We start from the raw sequence: 22,554 nt of genomic DNA on the forward strand, positions 1-22,554 counted from the left end.
CGGGCGCGGGTAACCTGCTTGTTCGGTCGTTCGGGGCTGCGCCATACTTTGTTCATGTGCCAACGGGTATATCGCATGAGTCGTTATGAGATCGTCTTCGACGGCCAGCTGGTCGCCGGAGCCCAGCCCGAGAGGGTCAAGGCAAACCTGGGAAAGCTGTTTCAGGCCGACGCGTCGCGCCTGGAGTTGCTGTTTTCCGGACGACGACTGGTGCTCAAAAACAACCTCGACGCTGAAACCGCCGAGAAATACCGTGCAACGCTGGAGCGGGCAGGGGCCCGAGCCGACGTCCTCCTGATGAAATCGTCCGCGGTGCAGGCTGTCGAGGTGCCGCCGACAGCGGACGTGGAAGAAGTCGAACTGGCCCGTCCACCCGATGAACCGACCTGGTTGCGCAAGGTTTCCGCCAAGCCTGGCCGCCTGCAGATCAAGCCGCGTGACGCCTATATGGCTGCCTTTTCGGACGTCGATGCGCCGGATTATTCAGTGGCCGAGGCTGGCAGCGACATGCAGGACCCCAAACCTGCGCCCGTTGCGCCGCAACTCGACCTGTCACGATTGAGCGTGGCACCGGTGGGCAGCGACATGGGGCAGGCGGCTCGCACCACCACGCGTCGCGCGCCGGATACCTCGCACCTGAAGCTGGAGTGACGAGGACGTCTTCAGCTTCGACCGATTCGCTCGATTCCCTGAAACGGAATTATTTTCAATCAGCCCTGTCACTTTTGGCCGCTCGTCCGGCTAACAGGCATTGAGAATGTTCCCGTCAGGAGTTGCCCGATGTCCCGCTCGTTAGACACCCTTTTGCGTCCCTGCATGCTGGCGGTGGCCATTGCCCTTGGTGCCCCGCTGACCAGCCCCTTGCTGATGGCGGCGCAACAGGATGCCGGCGTTCTGGCCTATGACCTGCCAGTCGCACCGCTGGCGACCACGCTGAACCAGATCGCCAGTCAGGGCGGCCTGGCTTTGAGCCTCGATCCGGCGCTGGCGGCCGGTAAATCCAGTGCGCCGGTCAAAGGCCGTTTCGATGCGCCCGCCGCATTGCGCGAAGCCTTGCGCGGCAGCGGTCTGCAACTGGTGCAGAGCAACGCCGGAACTTACACCCTGATGGCGATGGAAGAGGGCACGCTGAGTCTCTCCGACGTCAACATCAATGCGCGCGAATCGGCCGCAGAAGGTTCCGAAGCGGCGGGTTATCGCAGCGAGAATGTCAGCAGCGTCGGGGCCCTGGGCGGCATGAAGCTGCAGGACGCGCCTTACTCGATCAGCGTGACACCGCAGGCGCTGCTGAAAAACATTCAGGCGACTTCGCTGGACGATGTGATCAAACACAACCCCTTCACCCAGATGTATTCGCCGACCAGCGCCGGTTACGCCAGTGCGGTCAATATTCGGGGTTTCAGCAGCGCGGGTAGCCTGAACATTGCCAACGACGGCCTGCGTTTCACCAATGGCGCGGACGGCAGCAACTATCTGGAAGAAATGGAACAGCTTGAAGTCATCACTGGGCTGACCGGCTTTCTGTATGGTCCTGCTTCACCGGGCGGTCTGGTCAACTACGTGATCAAGCGTCCGACCTACCAGCGTTACAACAGCGTGACCCTGGGCAATGCCGGGGGCGAGAATTACTACCTGCACGGTGACTTCGGCGGTCCGATCGACAGCGAAGGCAAATTCGCCTATCGCCTCAATATGCTGACTCAGGACGGCGAAACTGCGGTCGACATGAACAAGCGCCGCCGTGAAATGATCTCGCTGGCACTGGACTGGAACGTGTCCGACGACCTGTTGGTGCAGTTCGACGCCTCGCATAAGAAGACCGAAATCCGTGGCCTGACCAGCTACTGGTTTTTCAGCGATCAATCCTTGCGTCCGAGCGCAGCGTCGCTGGATAACGACAAGCTGTACAGCCAGAAATGGTCGTTTTCCGACTACGAGTCGGACAAGGCCGGCATGCGCGCCAAATGGCGCCTGAACGACACCTTTACTTTGCGTGCTGCCTTCGCCGCGCAGCAGTACACCAGTGAAAACACCTACACCGGCCCGACGGTGTCCAGCGCAGGTCTGTATTCGCAGCCGCTCTACGCATTCGCGCCGATCGATAGCGAAGAAAAATCCGGTTCGTTGTTCCTCGACGCGGCTTTCGACACCGGGTTTATCGGGCACAAGGTGACGATGGGCTATCAGGGCAACACCTCCCGGCAGAAGCAGTATGAGGACCACGTGCCTTACACGCCGACGCAGCCCGGCCCGCAATACACCTCGCCGGTCGGCACCATTGGCTTCGACCAGACGCCGCAGGTCGGCAAACCTGCCTATTCCATCGGCCATGGCAACCAGCGGCTGGCCAACAGTTCCGAAAGCGACAACTTCCTGATCGGCGACGTCATTACGTTCAACGAGCAGTGGTCGACGATCCTTGGCCTGACCCAGACCCGGATCAAGACTTACGCCAATGAGTTCGTCTATGCCCGTGCCTTTGGTTCGGCAGAAACCGAGACCCGCTACGATGAGCGCAAGACCTCGCCCAACATCTCGCTGGTCTATAAGCCTGTGCCGTGGCTGACCACGTATGCGACCTACATCGAAGGCTTGCAATCGGGTGGCGTTGCGCCAAGCGGGACGGCCAACGCAGGGCAGGCGTTTGCACCTGAAGTGAGCGAACAGTACGAGATCGGTGCCAAGGCGACACTGGGCGAAACGTTGTTCACCCTGGCCCTGTTCAACATCGAAAAGCCCAACGGTTACACCACCGGTTCCAACATTTACGTGGTGGATGGACGGCAGGAGAATAATGGTCTGGAGTTCAGCGTAACCGGTAAGGTGGTCCCGGAGCTGACGCTGGTCGGCGGCTTCACATTGCTCGACCCGAAGATCAAGAAAACCGGCGTCGCGGCGGATGAAGGCAATGCGCCGACCAACGTCGCCAAGCAACTGGCCAAGGTCTACGCCGAGTACGACATCAATCAGGTGCCGGGCCTGGCTATGACCGGCGGTGCGTTCTACACCGGCAAGCAGTACACCGATCAGAGCAACGAAAACGACCTGCCGTCGTTCACCACCTTCGACGCCGGTGCCCGCTATCGCATGCGTGTTTCCGAAAACGACCTGACCTTCCGGGTAAACGTCAGCAACCTGACCAACAAAGAGTACTGGCTGAACAGCAGCTACCTGGGTGACCCACGGACCGTGGCGTTCTCGGCGCAGTTGGAGTTTTGAAGGTCAACAGGTGAGCTGAGTGCGCACCCCGAGAACCCTGCGTGACTGGTGCAATGGGACGCAGAGCGTCCCGGGCTGCAAGCCGACGCGGAGCATCGGCATGATCATCGAGTGCGGCCTTTCGGCACTTGCAGCGCCGCATCAGTGAAATCAGTGAAATCAGTGATCAGGGGCGAGGCTGTCAGCTCACGTACGCTGAACAGCACTTCTTGAATTTCTGCTCACTGCCGCACGGGCACGCATCGTTGCGGCCGGCCTTGAGCGGGACGGTCGAATCGATGAAGTACCAGCGGCCCTGGCTCTGCACGAAGGACGAGCGTTCTTTGTGGCTGTGTTCGCCGGTGCCGTCGTGCCAGCGTGCGGTGAAGGTCACGAAGGCGTGCTCGGGCTTGCCACCGAATACTTCTGAACTCTCCACCTCAAGACCCAGCCAGGTGCTCTGCGCACTCCACTGAGCGATGGCCTCACGGTCCAGCCCGCTCTGCTGCGCGGGCAGCGTGGTCTGTACCAGATAATCGGTCAGCCCCAGCACATAGGCGCTGTAACGTGAGCGCATCAGCTTTTCTGCGCAGGGGGCAGGCAGGCCCGCGTGGTAATGCCCGCAGCAGGCCGGCAACAGGTCGCCGCTGCCGCATGGGCAAATGGCACTACTCATGATTCACCACCAATACTTTCCAAAATTTTCCGGGTTGGCCCAGAACTGAGAGGCGACTGATGGCAGGCCAAGCGTAGCGGGCTTCATAGCGGACCTCAAGGGTTTCTGGTGACAGCATGGTGACAGCGTTGGTGACAGTTGGCGAGCCTCTGAGGTGCTCATTGAGTGTCATCGCAATGGGGTCCTTACCGCACCGTGCGGCTCTGAGCTGGCGAGCAGCTAACGACCTGCGCGAGGGCCTACGGGGGTAACCGCTGGGATGCATGTGAAAGGTGGTCATTCAGATTTTTCTATCAGATTTTCATTGAGGGACCTTGAGTGTCCCATACAGCCAGAAGGCCACATGAACAGCTACGCAGACCCAGTAGGCAGCCTGTAGCGTGTCCATGAGGTTCTCCTTGAGGTATCGGTTAACGGATTGGGTTTGCCTTCTCGTGGCGCTTGGCGACTCCCATAGCTGCTCTCATGGCCTTCTCACCGGGGCTCAAGGTGCGAGGTTTACGGCTTCGGTTGAGTCCTCTGAGGATGCTATTGCGGTCTTGGTTCTCAGTGGTGCGTTCAAGGATGGCAGCGCTATGGTCGTGACCAATATCAGTCATGATCCCAGCAACGATCAGGGCGACCTCTGGCCTCTCAAGGATGGCCTCAAAGGCGTCATAGACCATGTCCTTGAATTCATCGGAGACCCAGCCAGCGTACTCAATGGTCGCCCGTTTGCTCGCAAGGATCATTGAGCCAGAACGCCCATTGTTTAACGCATGCAGAAATTGCATTCGTTCCAAGCGTTCGGCGCTTTTAGTTCGCCACTGACCCGGCTGTTTACCCTTGGGCAACTTCAGAGTTCGCCAGATGTCCGTCAGGTCCCATTGGCCCCGGTCATTTGCCTTGAAGGCTTGACCTTCGATGATGATGACGTGGGAAGCGTGCTTGTGTTTGATGTCGATTGTCATGGTCGTGTAATCCTTTTGGTTTGAACCCTATGGCCGACCTCCCTGAAGACCCACAGACGCCCCACCGGGCAATCGTCAAGGTTCCATAAGGTTCAAACCAAAAGAGTCTGTGATTGGATGACCAGCACCCCAGGCGGTCGGGCCTTGAAGTTGGTCGGGTTGATAATCTGCAAATTCAACCAGCTCAGATTTGAGCGCGTTAAACCAGTTAATGACGTTAGCTCACTTTTGAGCTGACCCTGCCGATCCCTCTCGGGCCGGTCTTACGGGTCATCTTTCAAACTTTCTTAAGCAGCGGCAATTACATTCACTGTGTAGGAGGCCGAGAAACCACCCTCAGCAGTCGTTACCTTGATTGTCGCCTTACCCACTTTGAGACCCTTTACAGAACCCGTTGGGGATACCGTTGCTACTGACGAATCAGATGTGGTCCATGTGATGCTCTGATTGGTGGCATTTGCAGGGGACACAGTGGCAGCGTTTGAGTATGAAGCACCCACGGCGAGGTCCTTAGAGGAGACCTTGAGGGATACACCCGACACCGGAGTGAACAGCTTCACGTTGGTGATCATCGGGAACGCTACAGTTTCAGTTTGAAGACCATCTTCGGTCAGCTTCACCTTGACCTTGCCGTTAGCCACGATGTCTACGGTTGTCATAATCTCAATGTCCCACGCCTGAGCATTGCCGTTGCGGGTCGCAAGGATTTTCCAAATGTCGCCCTCACGGTTCTCACGGTAGCTCAGCGCGGTGAACATCTTCGGCAGCAAGAACAAACCGTAGTCAGTACCGCTGTAAGGCTGCACAGACGCTCCAATAAGGTTTTCGATTTCACCCACACCAGCACGCTGGGCAGCACGCTCAAGTACAGCCACCATCGACACAGGCAGCAACACCACGAAGTCAGATAAAGAGGTGCCCACGGTCTGATTGATGTGCATCGTTAGGAGGTCAATAAGATCCTCAGCGATTTCTACAGGCTTGCCCGTTGGCTTAACTTCAGAGAAAACCTCGGTGCTTGCAGCGGTCGAAAGGATGCCAGCGATCTTACCCGCTGCGCTTAACTCAATGTCACGTAAGATCTTGTCAGCGGTTTGAGCCATTGAAGACTCGGTAAAACCAGCAATCAAGTTGTGGTCGAGGATCGTCACGCGATGACTGATAACCAGAGCGGAATCGGTAGGCTCCGTAAAGATGATCGACCCGGCCAATACTTCGCCTTTGCTAATGGTTTGGTTATCCCAGTTCTTGCGAGGGTCGAACTCAACGGAGCGATCAGTCATAGTGATGACTTGTTGGCCGGTAGCCTCAGAGCCCGCAGGGCGGAACTCACAAGGGGTTCTCTCCATAGCAGCCTCGCGCCACTCATCGCCATTCAAAAAGTCCTCAGCGGCTTCCACAAGGGCTTGCACATAGACCGATGGATCAGTGCTTGCAAGTGTCTCTGCTCGTACATCGGAAGTGCTGAAGTGGATTGATGCATTGTTATCGTCAATGGCGTTGATGTTCCATTTGACGGTGTCTACATGCGGTGCTACGTACTGATTAGGTTTCATAGAATTTTCTCCTGAGTTAGATGATTGAAGTTCGGTCTTGGTTTACCAGCCGGAGTTACCACGGGATGCCGCACGGACACGGGCACCCTGCTCACGAATGGCAGCGGCGCGGGCTTCCTTATCAGCTTTGGCCTGAGCCAGTTCACGAGGCGTCCACTCACGGCAGCGCTCGGCGTGGGCATCGGCTTCACGTTGTTGACGCGCTCGCTCAGATGCCTTTGCGGCTTTGTCTCCGTGGTACCCGCGGGCAACATCAGGAATCGCTTTGAGCGAAAGACCGGCCTCATCAAACACTTGGACGATCTCGAATTGGCGACTCTTAACGGTGCCACATTGAGCAACCAGCATGGGCAGCATGATGTTCTCTACGTACTCACGGTTCAGAACTTGTCCCGATACAGTGACTTCGTTCTTCAGGACTTTGGTGATTGTGATTTTCATTGGTTTGGATCTCCTATGAGTTGATCCATTAGTCAGCCTTAGCGCCATTGAGGCACACGACCAGACGGCCAAGGAGAGAAGACCACGAGGCCTCAACTAAAGCTGACTAATAGATTCTGGGGTTTGGGTTATTGCAGATGATCTAACAGGAAATGGCGAAACCTGAGAGGGCATCTTTATGGACAATCGTGGCGACGATCGTTTGCTATTTAGGGCGAGCCGTGAGAACCACAGGTACGCCTTTTACGGTGTGGTACAGCATGATCAAATCCAGACCAGTCGCAATCAGTAAACCTTCAAGGGCTTCCATGTAGAATGCTCCCAGCTTACTTGTTACAAACGCTTTGTCTTTGTCTGTGTCTCGATTGGTGCGGACAGCGAGGGTCTTCAGGTTGAATATAGCGGTGGCTGATCGACCATTCATAGACGACTCAATAGATAACAAGGTATTGGTCTGTTCAATGCTGAGATCGTCAAGTACGAAATAGAATCGCATAGAGTCTCCTACAGAAATATGGCTAAGGAGGGTTCATGATTATGAATGCCAGTTAACTTAGTTTATGGCTAATCTTTAGATATCTCACAGGGGAGTCTCAGAGGGTCTTTACCAATAGTGAGGGTGTCTATAGGTGTAGGATCATTAACCCTGCTTTGCCTTCATAATCTTCCACTGAGGTGCCCCAACGATGACTCCATGGGCATCCTTACGAGCACCATCACCGAGACCAGCCTCACGGACAGAAGCAAGCCAGTGTTGAGCAGATTTGGGGTTCTCAAAGATGGCCCGATGAGTGACGCCACGGATGGTTGCCTTTGCAATGAATCGCTCGCCCTTGGTGAAGTGTTTGTCTCTGGTCACGCCGACTGGCAAGTCTGAATCCCTCTTAGGCATTTTCCGACCCTGAAGCCCCACGACACGGTTGCCCATGTTCTCGTGGTAGGTCAGTGGTCTCAGGTTGCTTGGATGATTGTTGTTTGGATTGCCGTCGATATGATCAATGACAAGGGACTCATCGAACGGGCCATGAGCCATCCGATAAACAATGCGGGCCTTCTGTACGCGGATCTTATGCTTGGTCTCGCCGTCCATCCATGTGACTTCAACTTGCTGCCGTAACGATCCATTGGTGTATGAGCCCACAGGGGCCCCCTCTACGGTTCCTCTACGGGTCTTGCCGGGGATGAGCTTGAAGTCACGAGCTACGATTCCATCGTGGTCCTCAGCGAGCTTGTAGCGGGCCTCAAGGATTTGTATCGGTGGTAGCACGCAGGCCATCACGTTGGTGCCCTGAAGGCGGATTTTGGTTGGTGTTGTCATTGGTGGTCTCCCGTGCTGATTGATTGGTGACTGGGTGTAGTGCAATAGTGAGGGCTTTAAACCCTACGGCTACAGTCACAGGCGTTTCGATCAACAAATACGAGGCTCCGGGGGCGGCTCAAGGTTTTCTATAAGCAGGCGTCTGTGCTCACGCAGCAAGGTAAGGACCCGGCAAGTCAATTCCCAGAATGGCCTATTGACACTCTCTTCACGCTTGATGAAGTATTCCAAGTTCAACCAACAAGGAGTGTGTTATGAGCTGGTGGATTGATAGCAGTGTATTGTCTAAAAGTGACGGGAACAAAAAGTGGTGGACGGACACCTACGGTCCGAGCGACAAAGTCCCAGTTTCTGGCATCTATCGCTGCACGGGTTGTAAGAAAGAGGTAACGTCAAACGCAGATGATCCATTCCCGCCTCAGAATCATCATCAGCATTCTGCCGCTCAAGGCGCTGTTAAATGGAAGTTGAACGTGCGTACAAACACCGCCGGGGAATGATTGCTGAGGGCGCATCGGTTGTGCTATCGATGTGCCTTCCTTTTTATTCCAGCTCTGTCTTCAACGTCTCCGCCATCATGCGGGGGGAGCTCAACCGTCCTACCAGCTTTAGACAGCTATCGACGCTCGAGGCGTGCCCAAGATTGTCTCTGCGGTCCACACCGGAATCTCAGCGGCCTTTACGATTTCACCAACGAGAACGCTTTCACGAGAGCTTCATGGAGCGTCCTTACAGGCAGCTTCTGAGACCCCGCATACAGGTCATAAGTAATCGTCCCTGAGCTATGCCCGGTGATTGCCTGCGCGATACCTTCAGGAATCACAGCGGCCTTCATGAGCCCCGTAATGGAGTGCCGTAGCGAGTGGAAAGATTGATTGCCACCAGAGGACAACCCCAAGGGCTTCCTGAGAGCCTCATTGAGTGGCTTATTGAATGAGTGTTCCATGACCTTGAACAGTCGGCCTTCATTGGCGTTGATCCACTCAAGGAATACCTCAAGAGAAAACCCGTAGGCCCCATCGACGAGCGGCACCTGCCTGACAGAGAAGCTATTCTTCAGGGTCTTACCACCATTCTCATCCTTGTTGATATCAATGACCGTGATGCCATCGACTTGCTTGATGTCTTCCTTGGTCAACTGGTAGATCTCGCCTATACGGGCACCCGTGAGAACCCCGATAGACAACGCCCAACGCTTCCAGTCCTCTTCAGACAGGTCATTGGCGTGATCCATGATCTTGACCACTTGGTCTTGAGTAAGCGGCTTACGGGTACTCTCAGCGCCTTTCTCGATCTTCAGTCCCTTGTCGAATGACCTATCGAGATAGCCGTTATTCACCGCCCAGCCCATGACCGTTGATAGCTGGGTCAGAAGCTTATTGGACGTTAGAGGCTTGCGGCCCTCCAAGACTTTCTCCTTAAGGGCGACCATATCTGCCCTCGTGTGAGTCTTGATGTCCAAATCTCCAAGTAGCCCACTGAGGGTTCGGCAGGCAGACGTAACAGACTTATGAGTAGTTGCGGTGACATTGCCTCTTCGTTCAGCCAGATAGAGCCCTGAGAGGGTCTCAAAGGTCATCGGTTCATCGGAGCGTAATACAGATAGGGACGGAGACTGGGCTACAGACGTGCTACAAGACAGCTCCCCAATGATCCCTGTGAGTTCCTCTGGGCGACCTTCAAGGCGGTCTTGAGCAGCCCTCAGCACCCGGTGACCCGTGCCTATGGCCCGTTGCTGAGTCTCAGTGAATCTACCAAGCGAGGCAGCCTCAGCAAGGTGGTTGCTCATCTGGTCATATATCTCCATGTAGAGGCCCCGAGTGTCACCGCTATGGCCTTGCATGGCGTCCTCAGCGATCTCCTTGAGGCGTTCCTTGAGGTCCTCCCATGAAGCCTCAGGCCGGTCGAGGTGGAAGACAGCCAGTGTCGTGAGGATTTCCTTGGAGAACTGCATAGCGGTTGGCCTATCGGTGGAGCGGAGAGAGATGGCGAGACTACGGGTAGAGCATCCCCGAGGGCGAACCCTCAGGTAGTAGATTCCTGACCGTCTGTAATGCCAGACCGAAAGGGCCTGAGATGGTCTTTGGTGACAAGGCTGGTTACAGGCTGGTGACAGTTGGCCCTGCTCGGGCATGGCTTCGATAGCGTTCATGGTGAGGTAAGCCCTTGATATTCATGGGTTTACCACCAGTGCTTGCCAAACATTTCCGGGTTGGCCCAGAACCTGGCGTTCAGCCAGTCAGGCACCTGTTTGTATTCGCGCAGGTCGTAGGTGAACAGGGTCAGAACCTGCTCGTCACGGGCAAAGCGTTCGCTGGCTTGCAGGGCCAGCGAGAAGAAGTCTGTTTCCTGCCAGCCGCAGGCGCTCAGGTCGGCCAGCACGGCGATGCGGCTGGCGTTGAGGTTGCGGATCCCACCGAGCAGTTCCAGCCCGGTGCGCTTGGGCATGTGCTCCAGGCAATCGACCACCAGCGCCAGATCGAAGCGCTGCGCTGCCAGATGTGCCGGCAGGATGCCGGGCTCGGCCAGCGCCACGTCCGTCTGCGGATGCGCGTCCTGAAAGGCCTGCAAGGCGGGAAACGCCTGCGCACCGATCAGCAGCAGACGCTGCGGGGCATAGCGGTCGAGTAGCGCGGCCAGCGCTTGCTGGGGCGTGCGGGTGGAATAACCGACGGTCATCGAAAGTCCTCTCATTGACTGACAAGACTAGCCTGCCCGAGGAATGCTGAAAAGCGCGCACCGGGTTGTGCAAACGCGACTGGCGCAACAATCCTCGGGTGTCGTCAGCCGGGTTTCGGACTATATCTGTCCTGACTGCATGTTTTTTCACACATTGCTGGCATATTCGGTGGACAGGACGTCTACTGTGCGGCGACGAAAAGCGTGCGAAGAATTCGCTGTCGTGACAAGGAATTCGTAACACCAGGATCATGATCAGGGGGCAGGCGATGAAGTGGGTTTGGGGTTTGGGAAAACTGTTGATGCTGGGCTTCTGGCTGGTGGTGCTGGTCAACGCAATCGTTGAAGCGCCCAGCCCGTTCGGCGTGATGATCGATATGGCGGGCAGCCTGGTGCTGTTGACGCACCTGCTGGAACTGATCCTGTTCAACGGCAGCCTCCGGGGTCGCAGGCACCCATGGCGTGACAGAGGCAAAATCATCCTGTTCGGGATTTTCCATCTCCAATCCATCGGCCGTTCGGCTTCGGGGCATACCCATGCGTAATCTCGTTCTACTGGCAGCATTGTTCAGTCCGCTGGCCATGGCCCAGGCAATCATCGTCGCGCCACATTCCCTGATGCGCCTTCCCGGCAACAGCAGTGTCCTGCAGGTCGAACGTCTGGAAGTAGCCGACTACGGTACGCTGTTGATCCCGGCGGGTATCGACGACGTGAAGATCGGTCAGCTGGTGCTCGGACACGAATCACGCATCGCCATTGTGCCCGGCGTGCAGACCTTCAAGCTGGTGGTGGACCGTGGCGAATTTGGCGCTGGCAGCCAGATCACTGCGCGGGGCGCTCCCGGAACGTTCGAAAAGCCGGCGCTGCCGGGGCGCAACCTGACCTTGCGCGTGAACAGCCTCAACGCCGAGCAGTTGTCGATCGATGCCCGTGGTGGCGCGGGTGGGCCGGGCTATGCGGGCCTCGATGGTGGTACGGGCGAAGAGCCGGGTTGCGCCTGGGGACAGGCCGGTCGGGGTTATAACGGCGACAATGGCGGCAACGGCCACGACGGTGCCGCCGGTGCGCAGGTTCGTCTCGAGCTGCCTTACAGCTTTGCGGCCGAGCGCATCAAGGTGAACGTCGAGGGCGGTGCGCCGGGCAAGGGCGGCGAGGGCGGCAAGGCGGGTAAAGGCGGTGCGTCCAAAGGCTGTATCGTCTATCGCGCCGATGGCGGCAAGGCCGGCAGACCGGGTGAGCCCGGCCAGCCAGGTGCTGCCGGACCTGCCGGTGCGCTGATTCTTCAGCGCCTTTGACCGGTGACTGACAGGCTGTGGAGCCTATGTCCGCAGCCTGTCAGCGCGCAGCGCTTACTGCGGCACGCCGTTCTCCCAGCTCTTCCAGTCCTCGACGATTGCCTGCACCAGCGGATTGCCGGTGCGGTACAGGTTTTCCAGCGCCGGGACGAATGCGCCCTGATCGGCATACTTCAGCAGGTTGTCCACCTCGCTATAGCCTGGATACGGGCGGTCGAAATCGGAACCGGCGCGGACCACGGCGAGGCGATTAACGTCGACCTTGCCCGCTTTACTCGCCCGTAACAGTGCCTCGTAGGTGGAGTTGTCTTCCTGCTGGGTCGTGCAATACACGCCTTTATTGTCGGTCAGCAGGCGCGTCCAGACCTCCGCCCGCTCACTCAGGCGTGTGCCCGAAAACCACGTATTGCCGGCCAGCGTGTCGCACTGCGTCACTTGCGGCGGCTGATTGGCGGGTGCGTAAGGGTACTTCACGCGCCACGCGGCTGACTCCTTGCTCTCGCTGAGGGCGACCTTTTGCGACAGCGCAAATGCCTTGGCCTGCAGCTTGGGGTTGAGCTCGAAGACTTCGGTCTTGTAATCCAGCGGCGGCTTTTCGTTCGGACCTTTGGTGTTGATGCCCAGGTAGCCGGTTGGCCATTCCTTGGGCACATCCCGCGAATCGATTTCCCACTGAGTGCCGAACTCCACCAGGTAGTGCGCCCAGGCCGTGGTGCCGAGGGTGCCGTGATGCGGATTGATCCCGGCAATGCCGGCGACGATGAAATACGTCTTGCGCAGATCGAACTGCGGCGACAGCGCCAGAGCCAGTGTCGAGGCGGCGGCGTTGGTCTGGCCCATGCCGGTGACCATCAGGCAGGTGTCCTGATCGTTGCAGCGGATGGTCGGGTACTCGGCGGCCAGCCCCGGCACTTCTATCTCTTTGGTCAGGTGCAGGCGATCGATCCAGTTCTGCGCTTCCGGGGCGAACATAGCGATCAGCATCACCTTGGGCGTGACGGGTGCGGCCGTCGCCGCCCAGATGCCGGGGCTGAGCACGGCCAGCGTGGCGCAGAGGGCGTTACGAGTGATGTGTTTCATGAGTACTCCTGTAGTCAACGTCATGTTCAGAACTGATAGCCCACGCCGGCGTAATAACCCCAGCCATCGGAGCGGGCGCGGAAGTTGCCGTCGCCGAAGTTCAGCTCGCTGCCGTCCTGCCAGTTGCCGCCATTGTGGAAATAGCGGCCGACCAGCGTGAAACGCAGGTGAGTGAAGGCGTAAAGCAGTACGTTGGTGGCGACCGTCGAATTGGCGGTGCGGGCCGGATCGTCCTTGAGGTCCGAGCCGAAGTCGAAGTTGGTGAAGCCGATGTAGGTCAGCGATGCACCGTTGTCGAATTTGGTGATCGGCACGATGTACTTCAACTGGGCGCGATAGCCGTCCCAGGAATACTCGTTGCTGGCGCCGTAGTTTTCCCACTGATAGCGGCCATAGAAGTTGGCTGAAAGGTTGACCCGCGACTGGGTGTCGATGTCGGTGCCGATACCGCTGTACAACGTGTTGGCGCGGTTCGCCGAGTTGCTGCCGTGGTCGTAGATCCAGTCGAAGGCGACGTACCATTCCTTGAACGGCCCAACGGCCAGGCTGCGACCGGCCAGATAGTCGATGGAGATGCGTGGCTCGTGCTCCATGAACACCGGCGAACCATGGTCCCAGACACCTTTGTCGTTACGGTTGCCGATGTCCAGGATCTTCGGTACATCGATGTAACCGTACAGTTCGAACGGCCCCTTGCGGCCGAAGTATTCGTACTCCAGATACACGTCATCCACCGGCTGTGGGCCGAAGCTGATGTCTTTGCTGCCGATCAGCGTCAGGTCCTGATTGAACCAGTCCGACAGGTACGCGCCCTTGCCTTCATTGGGCGCGGCGGGTGGACTCAGGTTTTCGCCCTGTGCGGAGTCTTCAGCGGTTGCCGGTTGCGCCTGCACGGCCGTGCAGGAGATGCCGAAAGCGGCAGTGAGCATGAGAGGAATCAGAAGTCTGGGGGCTGGGGCGGACTGCTTGGAGGACTGCATCGGTATTGAAACTCCTTTTAACGGCACGTACGACAATCCGCAAACGTTTGCACAGGACGTGCCAAAGGAATTCAACTGCCTGAAAGACAAGGTTATTCGAGAAATAACGTGACTGATCGGGCAGGATTTTGCCCGGCCGCTGTGCGCGGTATCACTCTGGGTGCCCCACGATGTTTCGTTTCGCACCACTGAGGTGTTCGGCCGGTCAGAACGTCGGACGTGCCGCCGCGATCACGACCACAGCCAGCCCGATGATGAGATTGATGCCGACCAGCCGTCGGATTCTGCCCAACGCTGCGGCGCCCTCGGCCCATTGCTCTGTCTCCACTGCGCGGCGCAGTTCTGGCAACTGCAACGACTGGATACGCAGGAACAGCGCGACCATCACCACGTACAGGCCCATCATGATCTGGACGTAGCGCGGGGCGGTTTCGAAGCTGGTGAAATTCAGCTGAATCATCCCGATACCCGTGACGGGCAGCGCAATTACGGCGGCCCAGACCCAGATAAAGAAGCGCGGAAACACCTGGACCCACACTTTCAAGCGAGACGGTCCTTCAAGTGCTGCAATGACGGCTGGGCGCAATACCATCCAGGCGAAGAACATCCCGCCGACCCAGATAAGAGCAGCCAGCAGATGCAACGTATAGACAGAGGAAAATGCGGTCATCGGGTACTCCGTTCTGCGCGGATGGAATTAGCGCGCTATGATAGCGCCCACTCAGAACCACTGAAAATTTATCCAGCCTTTTTTGCCGTGCCCCCGAACCGAAGCCAATGATCAGTACCGAACTCAAATCCCAGATCCAGGGTGCTTACTCGCGCTTTCTGGAAGCCAAGAGCCTCAAGCCACGTTACGGCCAGCGATTGATGATCGCCGAAGTCGCCAAGGTGCTGGGGGACATCGATACCGATGAGGAGGGACGGCGCTCGGGCGACCCGGCCGTGGTCGCCGTGGAAGCGGGCACCGGTACAGGCAAGACGGTGGCCTACGCCATTGCCTCGATTCCGACCGCCAAGGCGGCTGGCAAGCGTCTGGTGATCGCTACCGCGACCGTCGCGCTGCAGGAGCAGATCGTCTACAAGGACCTGCCAGACCTGATGCGCAACAGCGGCCTGAACTTCACGTTCGCCCTGGCCAAGGGTCGCGGTCGTTACATGTGCCTGTCCAAGCTCGACATGCTGCTGCAGGAAAGCGACGCCACCAACGCGACCGCGCAACTGTTCGAGGAAGAAGGCTTCAAGATCGAGGTCGACGAAGCCAGCCAGAAACTGTTCACCAACATGTTGCAGAAGCTGGCGGGCAACAAATGGGACGGCGACCGCGACAGTTGGCCTCAGGAACTGGCCGATCAGGACTGGGCACGCCTGACCACCGATCACAGCCAGTGCACCAACCGCCATTGCCCCAACTTCCAGCAGTGCGCTTTCTATAAGGCGCGTGAAGGGATGGGCAAGGTCGATGTGATCGTTACCAACCATGACATGGTACTGGCTGACCTGGCGTTGGGCGGCGGTGCGGTGCTGCCGGACCCGCGCGACACACTTTATGTGTTCGACGAAGGCCATCACCTGCCGGACAAGGCCATCGGCCACTTCGCTCATTACACACGCCTGCGCTCCACCGCCGACTGGCTGGAGCAGACCGCCAAGAACCTCGCCAAGCTGCTGGCCCAGCATCCGCTGCCCGGTGACCTGGGCAAGCTGATCGAGCAGGTTCCGGAGCTGGCACGCGAGATCAAGGGCCATCAGCAGTTCATGTTCGGTGCCTGCGAGCAACTGGCCGATTTCCGCGCCGGTGAAGACATGCAGGGCCGTGAGCGTCCGCGTCATCGTTTCATCGGCGGCGTCATCCCCGAGCACATCCGCGAGATGGGCATCGAGCTGAAGAAAGGCTTCGCCCGTCTGGACGACCTGTTCACCCGCCTGACCGAGCTGCTCAAGGAAGGCATGGACGGCGAGGTCAACATCGGCATCGCCAGCCATCAGGCCGAAGAGTGGTATCCGTTATTCGGCAGCCTGCTGGCCCGTGCCCACGGCAACTGGGAATTGTGGACGGCCTTCACGGCTGAAGACCCCGAGGACAGTCCGCCGATGGCGCGCTGGCTGACCCTGGCCGACAGCGGTGCGCTGTTCGACATCGAGGTCAACGCCAGCCCGATCCTGGCGGCCGAGATGCTGCGCCGCAATCTATGGAACATTGCCTACGGCGCGCTGGTGACCTCGGCGACCCTCACCGCGCTGGGCAAGTTCGACCGTTATCGCATGCGTGCCGGATTGCCCAAGGGCGCGGTCACGGCGGTTGTACCGAGCCCGTTTCACCACGCCGATGCCGGGGTGCTGCGTGTTCCCGACCTCAAGGCCGACCCGCGTGATGCGGTGGCGCACACGGCGGCGATCATTCGTGACCTGCCTGGTCTGGTCGAAGGCTCGCGCGGCACGCTGGTGTTGTTCTCCTCGCGTAAACAGATGCAGGACGTGTTCGACGGGCTGGACCGCGACTGGCGCAAACAGGTGTTCATTCAAGGCAATCTGTCGAAGCAGGAAACGCTGAACAAGCACAAGGCGCGGGTCGACAGCGGCGAGTCCAGTGTGCTGTTCGGGCTGGCCAGCTTTGCCGAAGGGGTGGACTTGCCCGGCGCGTATTGCGAGCACGTTGTCATCGCCAAGATCCCATTCGCGGTGCCGGACGATCCGGTCGAGGCGGCCCTGGCCGAGTGGATCGAGGCACGTGGCGGCAATCCGTTCATGGAGATCGCCGTGCCGGATGCGTCGTTGCGCCTGGTGCAGGCCTGTGGTCGCCTGCTGCGCACCGAAGAAGATCGCGGCACCATCACGCTGTTGGACCGGCGTGTGGTCACTCAGCGTTACGGCAAGGCGATTCTCAATGCGTTGCCGCCGTTTCACCGGGAAATCTCCTGAACCGCGGCTGACGGGCGAGCGGCGACAGTTCCCAAAGCGTTCAATCGCTGGAACAATATGCCGCCATTCCGTTGGCCGCTTTCAGGCCGCGCGTTGTCATTCAGGAGTCAGCCGTCTTGCAGATCCAGGGTCATTTCGAGCTTCAATTCGAAGCGGTGCGGGAAGCCTTCGCAGCGCTCTTTGACGATCCTCAGGAGCGCGGCGCTGCCTTGTGCATTCAGGTTGGCGGGCAAACCGTCGTTGACCTCTGGGCTGGCACGGCCGACAAGGATGGCGCCGAAGCCTGGCACACCGACACCATCGCCAACCTGTTTTCCTGCACCAAGACGTTTGCCAGCGTGGCAATCCTGCAACTGGTGGAGGAGGGCAAACTCAACCTCGACGAGCCCGTCGCCAGGCTCTGGCCCGAGTTCGCGGCAGCAGACAAGGCGTCGATTACGCTGCGTCAGTTACTGTGCCATCAGGCCGCGCTGCCTGCGCTTCGCGAACAACTGCCCGCAGAAGCCCTGTATGAATGGGACACCATGACATCGGCGCTGGCCGCCGAGCAGCCGTGGTGGGTTCCCGGTCAGGGGCATGGCTATGCGGCGATCACCTACGGCTGGCTGATCGGCGAGATGCTGCGTCGCGCTGACGGTCGTGGTCCGGGCGAATCCATCGTCGCGCGGGTTGCCCGCCCGCTGGGGCTGGATTTTCATGTCGGGCTGGCGGATGACCAGTTCCACCGCGTCGCCCACATCGCCCGAGGCAAGGGCAACGTGGGCGATGAAGCCGCACAGCGCGTGCTGCAGGCAACCATGCGCGAACCGTCGTCGATCACCGCCAGAGCTTTCACCAATCCGCCGTCGATCATGACCAGCACCAACAAGCCGGAATGGCGGCGCATGCAGCAACCGGCCGCCAACGGTCACGGTAATGCACGCAGCCTGGCCGGGTTCTACAACGGTCTGCTGGATGGCAGCCTGCTGGAAGCGGACATGCTCAACGAACTGACCCGCGAGCACAGCGTCGGGCAGGACAAGACCTTATTGACCTCGACCCGCTTCGGGCTGGGCTGCATGCTCGACCAACCGGCCGTGGCCAACGCTACGTACGGACTGGGTCCGAAAGCCTTCGGCCATCCGGGAGCTGGCGGTTCGGTAGGGTTTGCCGACCCCGACTACGAGGTGGCATTCGGCTTTGTCACCAACACCCTGGGGCCATACATTCTGATGGATCCGCGTGCTCAGGGACTGGTCAGAACGCTGCGTGAGTGTTTGCAGTAAGTTTCGCTTATAAGTGCTTGTTTCATACCGACTGTCAGGTAATCGGGTATAACAGAGGCCGTACGACGGTTTCTCTTTACACCTGTAACTTCATGCGTGTTATACGGACGTAACAACGTTCCTTCTGTCTGATCAAAAACTGTTGTGGGTCATCCATGTCGTCCAATAAAAGCCTCGTTCTCGCCCTGTGTATCGCCGTCACCGGCTGTGCTCAAACCCCTCAATCCGATTCCGCTGCGACTGAAGGCCACTGGTGGCAATTCGGTTCGGGCAGCGCAGCCGACGATGTGTCTGCAAAGGCTCCGGCTTCCAGCCCGGCACCTGCTGCACCGGTTGCCAAGGCAACTGATGCACCCGCACCGGCCGGCGAAGCGAAGAGCGGCAAGTCCTGGTACTGGCCGTTCGGTTCCGATGACGCCACTGCGGCCAAGCCTGACGCCGTTGCCAGCAAGCCTGCCGACAAGCCAGCGCTGGTCGCGAAATCCGAAGCCGACAAGACCTGGTGGTGGCCTTTCGGCAGTTCGGAAGCCAAAAAGGACGAGCCAAAGGCGCTGCCGATGCCCGATCCGAAAGTGACCAAGGCCTGGCTGGATGAATACGAGCCACGCGTGCGTGCCGCCATCAAGGACACTCCGTTCGAGCTGGAACGTCGCGACGACCTGCTGGCGATCACCGCACCGGTAGACAGCTCGTTCAACCCGGATCGTCCGGCCATGTTGCTGCCGGTCACTCTGGGCCCGATCACCCGTCTGGCCAAAGCGGTCGAGGGTGACAAGAGATCGGCTGTACTCATTCTGGGCCACGCCGACACGTCGGGCCCTACCGACGCCAACCAGAAAATCAGCCAGGAACGTGCGCAATCGGTTGCTGCGATCTTCCGTCTCAGCGGCCTTGAGCGCCAGCGCCTGAGTCAGCGCGGCATGGGCGCCGTGATGCCACGTGCCGCCAACGACAGCGCGCAGGGTCGCGCGCTCAACCGCCGTGTCGAAATCCTCATGACGCCGCAGGACACCATGGTTGCGCTGATGAGCCGCTATGCGCTGCCGCCGGTTGCACCGACCATGGTCGCGACTCAGGACGTCAAGCCTGTCGTGCCCGCGGCCGTTCCTGCCAAGAAGGCTGCGCCCGCCAAGAAGGACACCGCCAAGAAAGCTGCACCGGCCAAGGCTAAGGCCACCACAGCCAAGAAGGCAGCGCCGGCCAAGACCACCGCGGCGGCGAAAAAGCCTGCAGCGGCCAAGACTCCGGCCAAGGATGCAGCTGCCAAGAAGACCGATACCCAGGCCAGCAACTGATCCTGTCGTCACCCTTATCATTCCCATGCTTGCGTGGGAATGCCTCCCCCAGACGCGCTGCGTGTAATGTGCCGTAGCGAGTCACCATTGCATGCGATCCCCAGGGGTGACGCGCCGGGCTCTGCAGGAAAAGTGGCCGCGCTCGCCGACTTTTCGTACAGAGCCTAAGATTTGTAGTCGCAAACTCAGGAATGACACCATGACCCAGACCCTGGCTGACATGCGTCGTGACTACACACGCGACGGTTTGACCGAAGCACAGTCACCGGACGAGCCGTTTGCCCTGTTTCACCAATGGTTCGCCGAAGCGGTGCAAACCGAACAGGCACCGGTGGAAGCCAACGCCATGACTCTGGCGACGGTTGATGAAGAAGGGCGTCCGCACTGCCGGGTGCTCTTGCTCAAGGGGCTCGATACTCAAGGGTTCACCTTTTTCACCAACTACGACAGCGCCAAGGGGCAGCAACTGGCTGCGCGTCCGTTCGCGGCGATGACGTTCTTCTGGCCGACCCTCGAACGGCAGGTGCGTATCGAAGGCCGGGTGGTGAAGGTCAGCGCTCAGGAGTCGGACGCCTATTATCAGGTCCGGCCGCTGGGCAGTCGGCTCGGGGCCTGGGCGTCTCCGCAGAGTCGGGTGATCGCCGACCGAGAAGAACTCGAGGGGCTGATCAGACAGACCGAGCAGCGCTTTCTCGATACCGCGCCTCATTGCCCGGAGCACTGGGGTGGGTATCGCCTGCTGCCGGAGCGAATCGAGTTCTGGCAGGGCCGTTCGAGCCGCCTTCATGACCGTTTGAACTATCGTTTGATAGAGGGCCAATGGACGCGCGAGCGTTTGGCGCCCTGATTGAATTATTTGTCTGCCGGGCCGTCTGAGCGTTACGTAGGTTGTCGCTGTATGGCGCCTGAATGAATTTAAATTGCGGAACGAGGGTCGTGACAGTGCCCGCCCTGGGTAGTCTAATGGCCACTAGTTCCTCTGGAGATACCTTTTATGCGCAAGTCTGCTCTTCTGGTTGCATCGTTCACTGCCATGGCGTTGACGTTGGGCGGCTGTACTTCGAATCTCACCGGTGACTCGTATTCCCGTGATGAAGCCAGAACCGTACAGACTGTACGCATGGGCACTGTCGAGTCGTTGCGTCCCGTGAAAATCGAAGGCACCAAGACCCCAATCGGTGCCGGTGCAGGTGCCGTCGTCGGCGGTGTCGGCGGCAGTGCCATCGGTGGCGGTCGTGGCAGCGTCGTGGCTGCGGTGATCGGCGCAGTTGCGGGTGGCTTGCTGGGTTCCGCGACTGAAGAAGGCCTGACCCGTACCCAAGGCGTCGAGATCACCGTTCGCGAAGATGACGGCAGCATGCGCGCCTATGTTCAGCAGGTTCAGGAAAACGAGATTTTCCGGGTCGGCGAGCGGGTACGCATCATGACCGTCAACGGCACGAGCCGCGTGACTCATTGATCGGTAGCGATTCCAACAAAACCCCGAGTCGAAAGACTCGGGGTTTTTTGTGTCTGTCATACCGGTTTTCAGCGCGGCGATGAGGCCTTGCAAGCCATTGCCATCACCGCGTAGCCGATAATGGCCGACAGTATCGAACCGGTCAAAATGCCCATCCGGTCTTCACCCGCATACGCACTGACGCCCGGTTCGAATGCCAGTGAACCGACGAACAGGCTCATGGTGAAGCCAATGCCGCACAGGATCGAAACGCCGAGCACGTGGCCCCAGTTTGCCTCTTTGGGCAGGGCGGCTACCCGCGTCCTGACCGCCAGCCATGTCAGTCCGAACACGCCCAGGGTCTTGCCCAGCAGTAGGCCCGCCGCAATGCCCATGGGCACCGGATGGATGAAGCTGTCCAGGGTTATTCCAGCCAGCGACACGCCGGCATTGGCGAATGCGAACAGCGGCAGAATGGCGTACGCGACCCATGGGTGCAGCGCGTGCTCCAGAGTCAGCAGTGGTGAACCCTTGGCCCGGGTGCGAAGCGGAATACAGAATGCCAGCACCACGCCTGCCAGCGTCGCGTGGATTCCGCTTTTCAGCACACAAACCCACAGCACCAGGCCCACTAGCAGATAGGGCGCCAGTCTGGACACGCCGAAACGGTTCATTGCGATCAGCGCGACGATAGAGGCCCCTGCCAGCATCAGCGAGGTGTGTGACAGCTCGCCTGAATACACCAGTGCAATGACAATGATCGCGCCCAGATCGTCGATGATTGCCAGGGTCATCAGAAACAATTTCAGGGACACCGGTACGCGCTTTCCCAGCAGCGCCAGAACACCAAGTGCGAAGGCGATGTCGGTCGCCATCGGAATGGCCCAGCCGTTCAAAGCTTCGGCGTTGCCTGTATTCAGCGCAACATAGATCAGCGCTGGAACTACCATACCGCCAAGTGCGGCAGCACCGGGCAGGATTATTTGCGAAGGTTTCGACAGGTGGCCTTCCAGGACTTCACGTTTGACTTCCAGACCTATGACCAGAAAGAACAGCGCCATCAGGCCGTCGTTGATCCATAACAGCAACGGTTTGTTGATTTGCAGTGCGCCGATCCAGGTGGCGACCGGTGTATCGAGAAAGGCCATGTAGAGCCAGGACAATGGCGAATTGTTGATGATCAGGGCCAGTGCGGCAGCGGCGATCAATAGCAGGCCGCCGGCTGCTTCAAGCTGAAAAAAGCGTGTAATGGTATTTCGCATGGGCGCGACCATTCTCCGTATCCGGTAAAAAGAGGCCGTCACCGTAACGCGTTGAAAGAGAAGTTAAAACAAAAGTTATAGTCGTTTTTGATCTAAAAATGACGGCTGTATGGGAAGCCGGAAGAGTCTAATTAATGTGTAACTTATTAAGTCTTAATCAGGTCTTTTTTGTATGTAGGAGATTTCCCAAAGACTCTT

Annotated in this window: 22 protein-coding genes; 10 read left to right on the forward strand and 12 right to left on the reverse strand. The window is 58.7% G+C overall.

The features are described from left to right. Positions 1-75: 75 nt before the first annotated feature. Positions 76-651: a hypothetical protein gene (locus BZK31_RS18115; protein WP_083184313.1), complete on the forward strand. Its 576-nt coding sequence runs from the start codon at positions 76-78 to the stop codon at positions 649-651. 129 nt (positions 652-780) lie between these two features. Beyond that, a complete protein-coding gene (locus BZK31_RS18120; protein WP_083184314.1) occupies positions 781-3,219 on the forward strand; it encodes a TonB-dependent receptor in 2,439 nt (812 codons plus the stop codon). 181 nt (positions 3,220-3,400) lie between these two features. Here BZK31_RS18120 and BZK31_RS18125 read toward each other — a convergent pair whose 3' ends face one another. The 6 genes from BZK31_RS18125 to BZK31_RS18150 all read right to left on the reverse strand — a co-directional run bounded on the left by BZK31_RS18125 (position 3,401) and on the right by BZK31_RS18150 (position 8,139). Then, entirely contained in the window at positions 3,401-3,874 is a 474-nt protein-coding gene (locus tag BZK31_RS18125; protein WP_083184315.1) for a YchJ family protein, read from the reverse strand. A gap of 410 nt (positions 3,875-4,284) precedes the next feature. After that, the gene (locus BZK31_RS18130; RefSeq protein WP_083184316.1) at positions 4,285-4,824 is read right to left on the reverse strand and encodes a hypothetical protein; all 540 of its coding nucleotides are present in this window, start codon (positions 4,822-4,824) and stop codon (positions 4,285-4,287) included. A 287-nt stretch (positions 4,825-5,111) separates the two neighbouring features. Further along, a complete protein-coding gene (locus tag BZK31_RS18135; RefSeq protein WP_083184317.1) occupies positions 5,112-6,380 on the reverse strand; it encodes an Ig-like domain-containing protein in 1,269 nt (422 codons plus the stop codon). A 42-nt stretch (positions 6,381-6,422) separates the two neighbouring features. Then, complete coding sequence (locus BZK31_RS18140) at positions 6,423-6,821, reverse strand: hypothetical protein (protein WP_083184318.1); 399 nt, start codon at positions 6,819-6,821, stop codon at positions 6,423-6,425. Positions 6,822-7,026: 205 nt separating this feature from the next. Then, complete coding sequence (locus tag BZK31_RS18145) at positions 7,027-7,317, reverse strand: hypothetical protein (RefSeq protein WP_083184319.1); 291 nt, start codon at positions 7,315-7,317, stop codon at positions 7,027-7,029. A gap of 144 nt (positions 7,318-7,461) precedes the next feature. Then, positions 7,462-8,139 (reverse strand): HNH endonuclease signature motif containing protein, encoded by a 678-nt coding sequence (locus BZK31_RS18150; RefSeq protein ID WP_083184320.1) that lies wholly within the window; start codon positions 8,137-8,139, stop codon positions 7,462-7,464. Between the two features lie 254 nt (positions 8,140-8,393). On the opposite strand from BZK31_RS18150, the gene BZK31_RS18155 reads away from it, so the two are divergent. Continuing rightward, the gene (locus BZK31_RS18155) at positions 8,394-8,639 is read left to right on the forward strand and encodes a protein L (protein ID WP_083184321.1); all 246 of its coding nucleotides are present in this window, start codon (positions 8,394-8,396) and stop codon (positions 8,637-8,639) included. A 179-nt stretch (positions 8,640-8,818) separates the two neighbouring features. On the opposite strand, the gene BZK31_RS18160 is transcribed toward BZK31_RS18155, so the two are convergent. Further along, complete coding sequence (locus BZK31_RS18160; protein ID WP_083184322.1) at positions 8,819-10,093, reverse strand: site-specific integrase; 1,275 nt, start codon at positions 10,091-10,093, stop codon at positions 8,819-8,821. A 227-nt stretch (positions 10,094-10,320) separates the two neighbouring features. After that, positions 10,321-10,818: a DUF6231 family protein gene (locus tag BZK31_RS18165; protein ID WP_083184323.1), complete on the reverse strand. Its 498-nt coding sequence runs from the start codon at positions 10,816-10,818 to the stop codon at positions 10,321-10,323. Between the two features lie 269 nt (positions 10,819-11,087). Here BZK31_RS18165 and BZK31_RS18170 point away from each other — a divergent pair, with 269 nt between their 5' ends. Both BZK31_RS18170 and BZK31_RS18175 read left to right on the forward strand, forming a co-directional pair. Then, positions 11,088-11,363 carry a DUF1145 domain-containing protein gene (locus BZK31_RS18170; RefSeq protein ID WP_083184366.1) on the forward strand — a complete coding sequence of 92 codons (276 nt, stop codon included), beginning with the start codon at positions 11,088-11,090 and terminating at the stop codon, positions 11,361-11,363. Further along, positions 11,356-12,114 (forward strand): collagen pro alpha-chain precursor, encoded by a 759-nt coding sequence (locus tag BZK31_RS18175; protein WP_083184324.1) that lies wholly within the window; start codon positions 11,356-11,358, stop codon positions 12,112-12,114. The genes BZK31_RS18170 and BZK31_RS18175 overlap by 8 nt, the downstream gene beginning before the upstream one ends. 54 nt (positions 12,115-12,168) lie before the next feature. On the opposite strand, the gene BZK31_RS18180 is transcribed toward BZK31_RS18175, so the two are convergent. The 3 genes from BZK31_RS18180 to BZK31_RS18190 all read right to left on the reverse strand — a co-directional run bounded on the left by BZK31_RS18180 (position 12,169) and on the right by BZK31_RS18190 (position 14,844). Next, entirely contained in the window at positions 12,169-13,194 is a 1,026-nt protein-coding gene (locus BZK31_RS18180) for a purine-nucleoside phosphorylase (protein ID WP_083184325.1), read from the reverse strand. A 26-nt stretch (positions 13,195-13,220) separates the two neighbouring features. After that, a complete protein-coding gene (locus tag BZK31_RS18185; RefSeq protein ID WP_415639667.1) occupies positions 13,221-14,123 on the reverse strand; it encodes a nucleoside-specific channel-forming protein Tsx in 903 nt (300 codons plus the stop codon). Between the two features lie 256 nt (positions 14,124-14,379). After that, on the reverse strand, positions 14,380-14,844 hold the full coding sequence (locus tag BZK31_RS18190; RefSeq protein ID WP_083184326.1) for a CopD family protein: 465 nt from the start codon (positions 14,842-14,844) through the stop codon (positions 14,380-14,382). Positions 14,845-14,951: 107 nt separating this feature from the next. On the opposite strand from BZK31_RS18190, the gene dinG reads away from it, so the two are divergent. The 5 genes from dinG (at position 14,952) to BZK31_RS18215 (ending at position 21,115) form a co-directional block, all read left to right on the forward strand. Next, a complete protein-coding gene (gene dinG / locus BZK31_RS18195) occupies positions 14,952-17,096 on the forward strand; it encodes an ATP-dependent DNA helicase DinG (protein WP_083184327.1) in 2,145 nt (714 codons plus the stop codon). Between the two features lie 116 nt (positions 17,097-17,212). Beyond that, the gene (locus BZK31_RS18200; RefSeq protein ID WP_083184328.1) at positions 17,213-18,361 is read left to right on the forward strand and encodes a serine hydrolase domain-containing protein; all 1,149 of its coding nucleotides are present in this window, start codon (positions 17,213-17,215) and stop codon (positions 18,359-18,361) included. 155 nt (positions 18,362-18,516) lie between these two features. Then, positions 18,517-19,656 (forward strand): OmpA family protein, encoded by a 1,140-nt coding sequence (locus tag BZK31_RS18205; RefSeq protein WP_083184329.1) that lies wholly within the window; start codon positions 18,517-18,519, stop codon positions 19,654-19,656. Between the two features lie 199 nt (positions 19,657-19,855). Continuing rightward, positions 19,856-20,503 (forward strand): pyridoxamine 5'-phosphate oxidase, encoded by a 648-nt coding sequence (pdxH, locus tag BZK31_RS18210; RefSeq protein WP_083184330.1) that lies wholly within the window; start codon positions 19,856-19,858, stop codon positions 20,501-20,503. Between the two features lie 147 nt (positions 20,504-20,650). Then, complete coding sequence (locus BZK31_RS18215; protein WP_083184331.1) at positions 20,651-21,115, forward strand: outer membrane lipoprotein; 465 nt, start codon at positions 20,651-20,653, stop codon at positions 21,113-21,115. A gap of 68 nt (positions 21,116-21,183) precedes the next feature. Here BZK31_RS18215 and nhaA read toward each other — a convergent pair whose 3' ends face one another. Further along, a complete protein-coding gene (nhaA, locus tag BZK31_RS18220; RefSeq protein ID WP_083184332.1) occupies positions 21,184-22,368 on the reverse strand; it encodes a Na+/H+ antiporter NhaA in 1,185 nt (394 codons plus the stop codon). Positions 22,369-22,554: the final 186 nt, after the last annotated feature.

It is taken from the genome of Pseudomonas floridensis (assembly GCF_002087235.1).
GTDB classification, from domain to species: Bacteria; Pseudomonadota; Gammaproteobacteria; order Pseudomonadales; family Pseudomonadaceae; genus Aquipseudomonas; species Aquipseudomonas floridensis.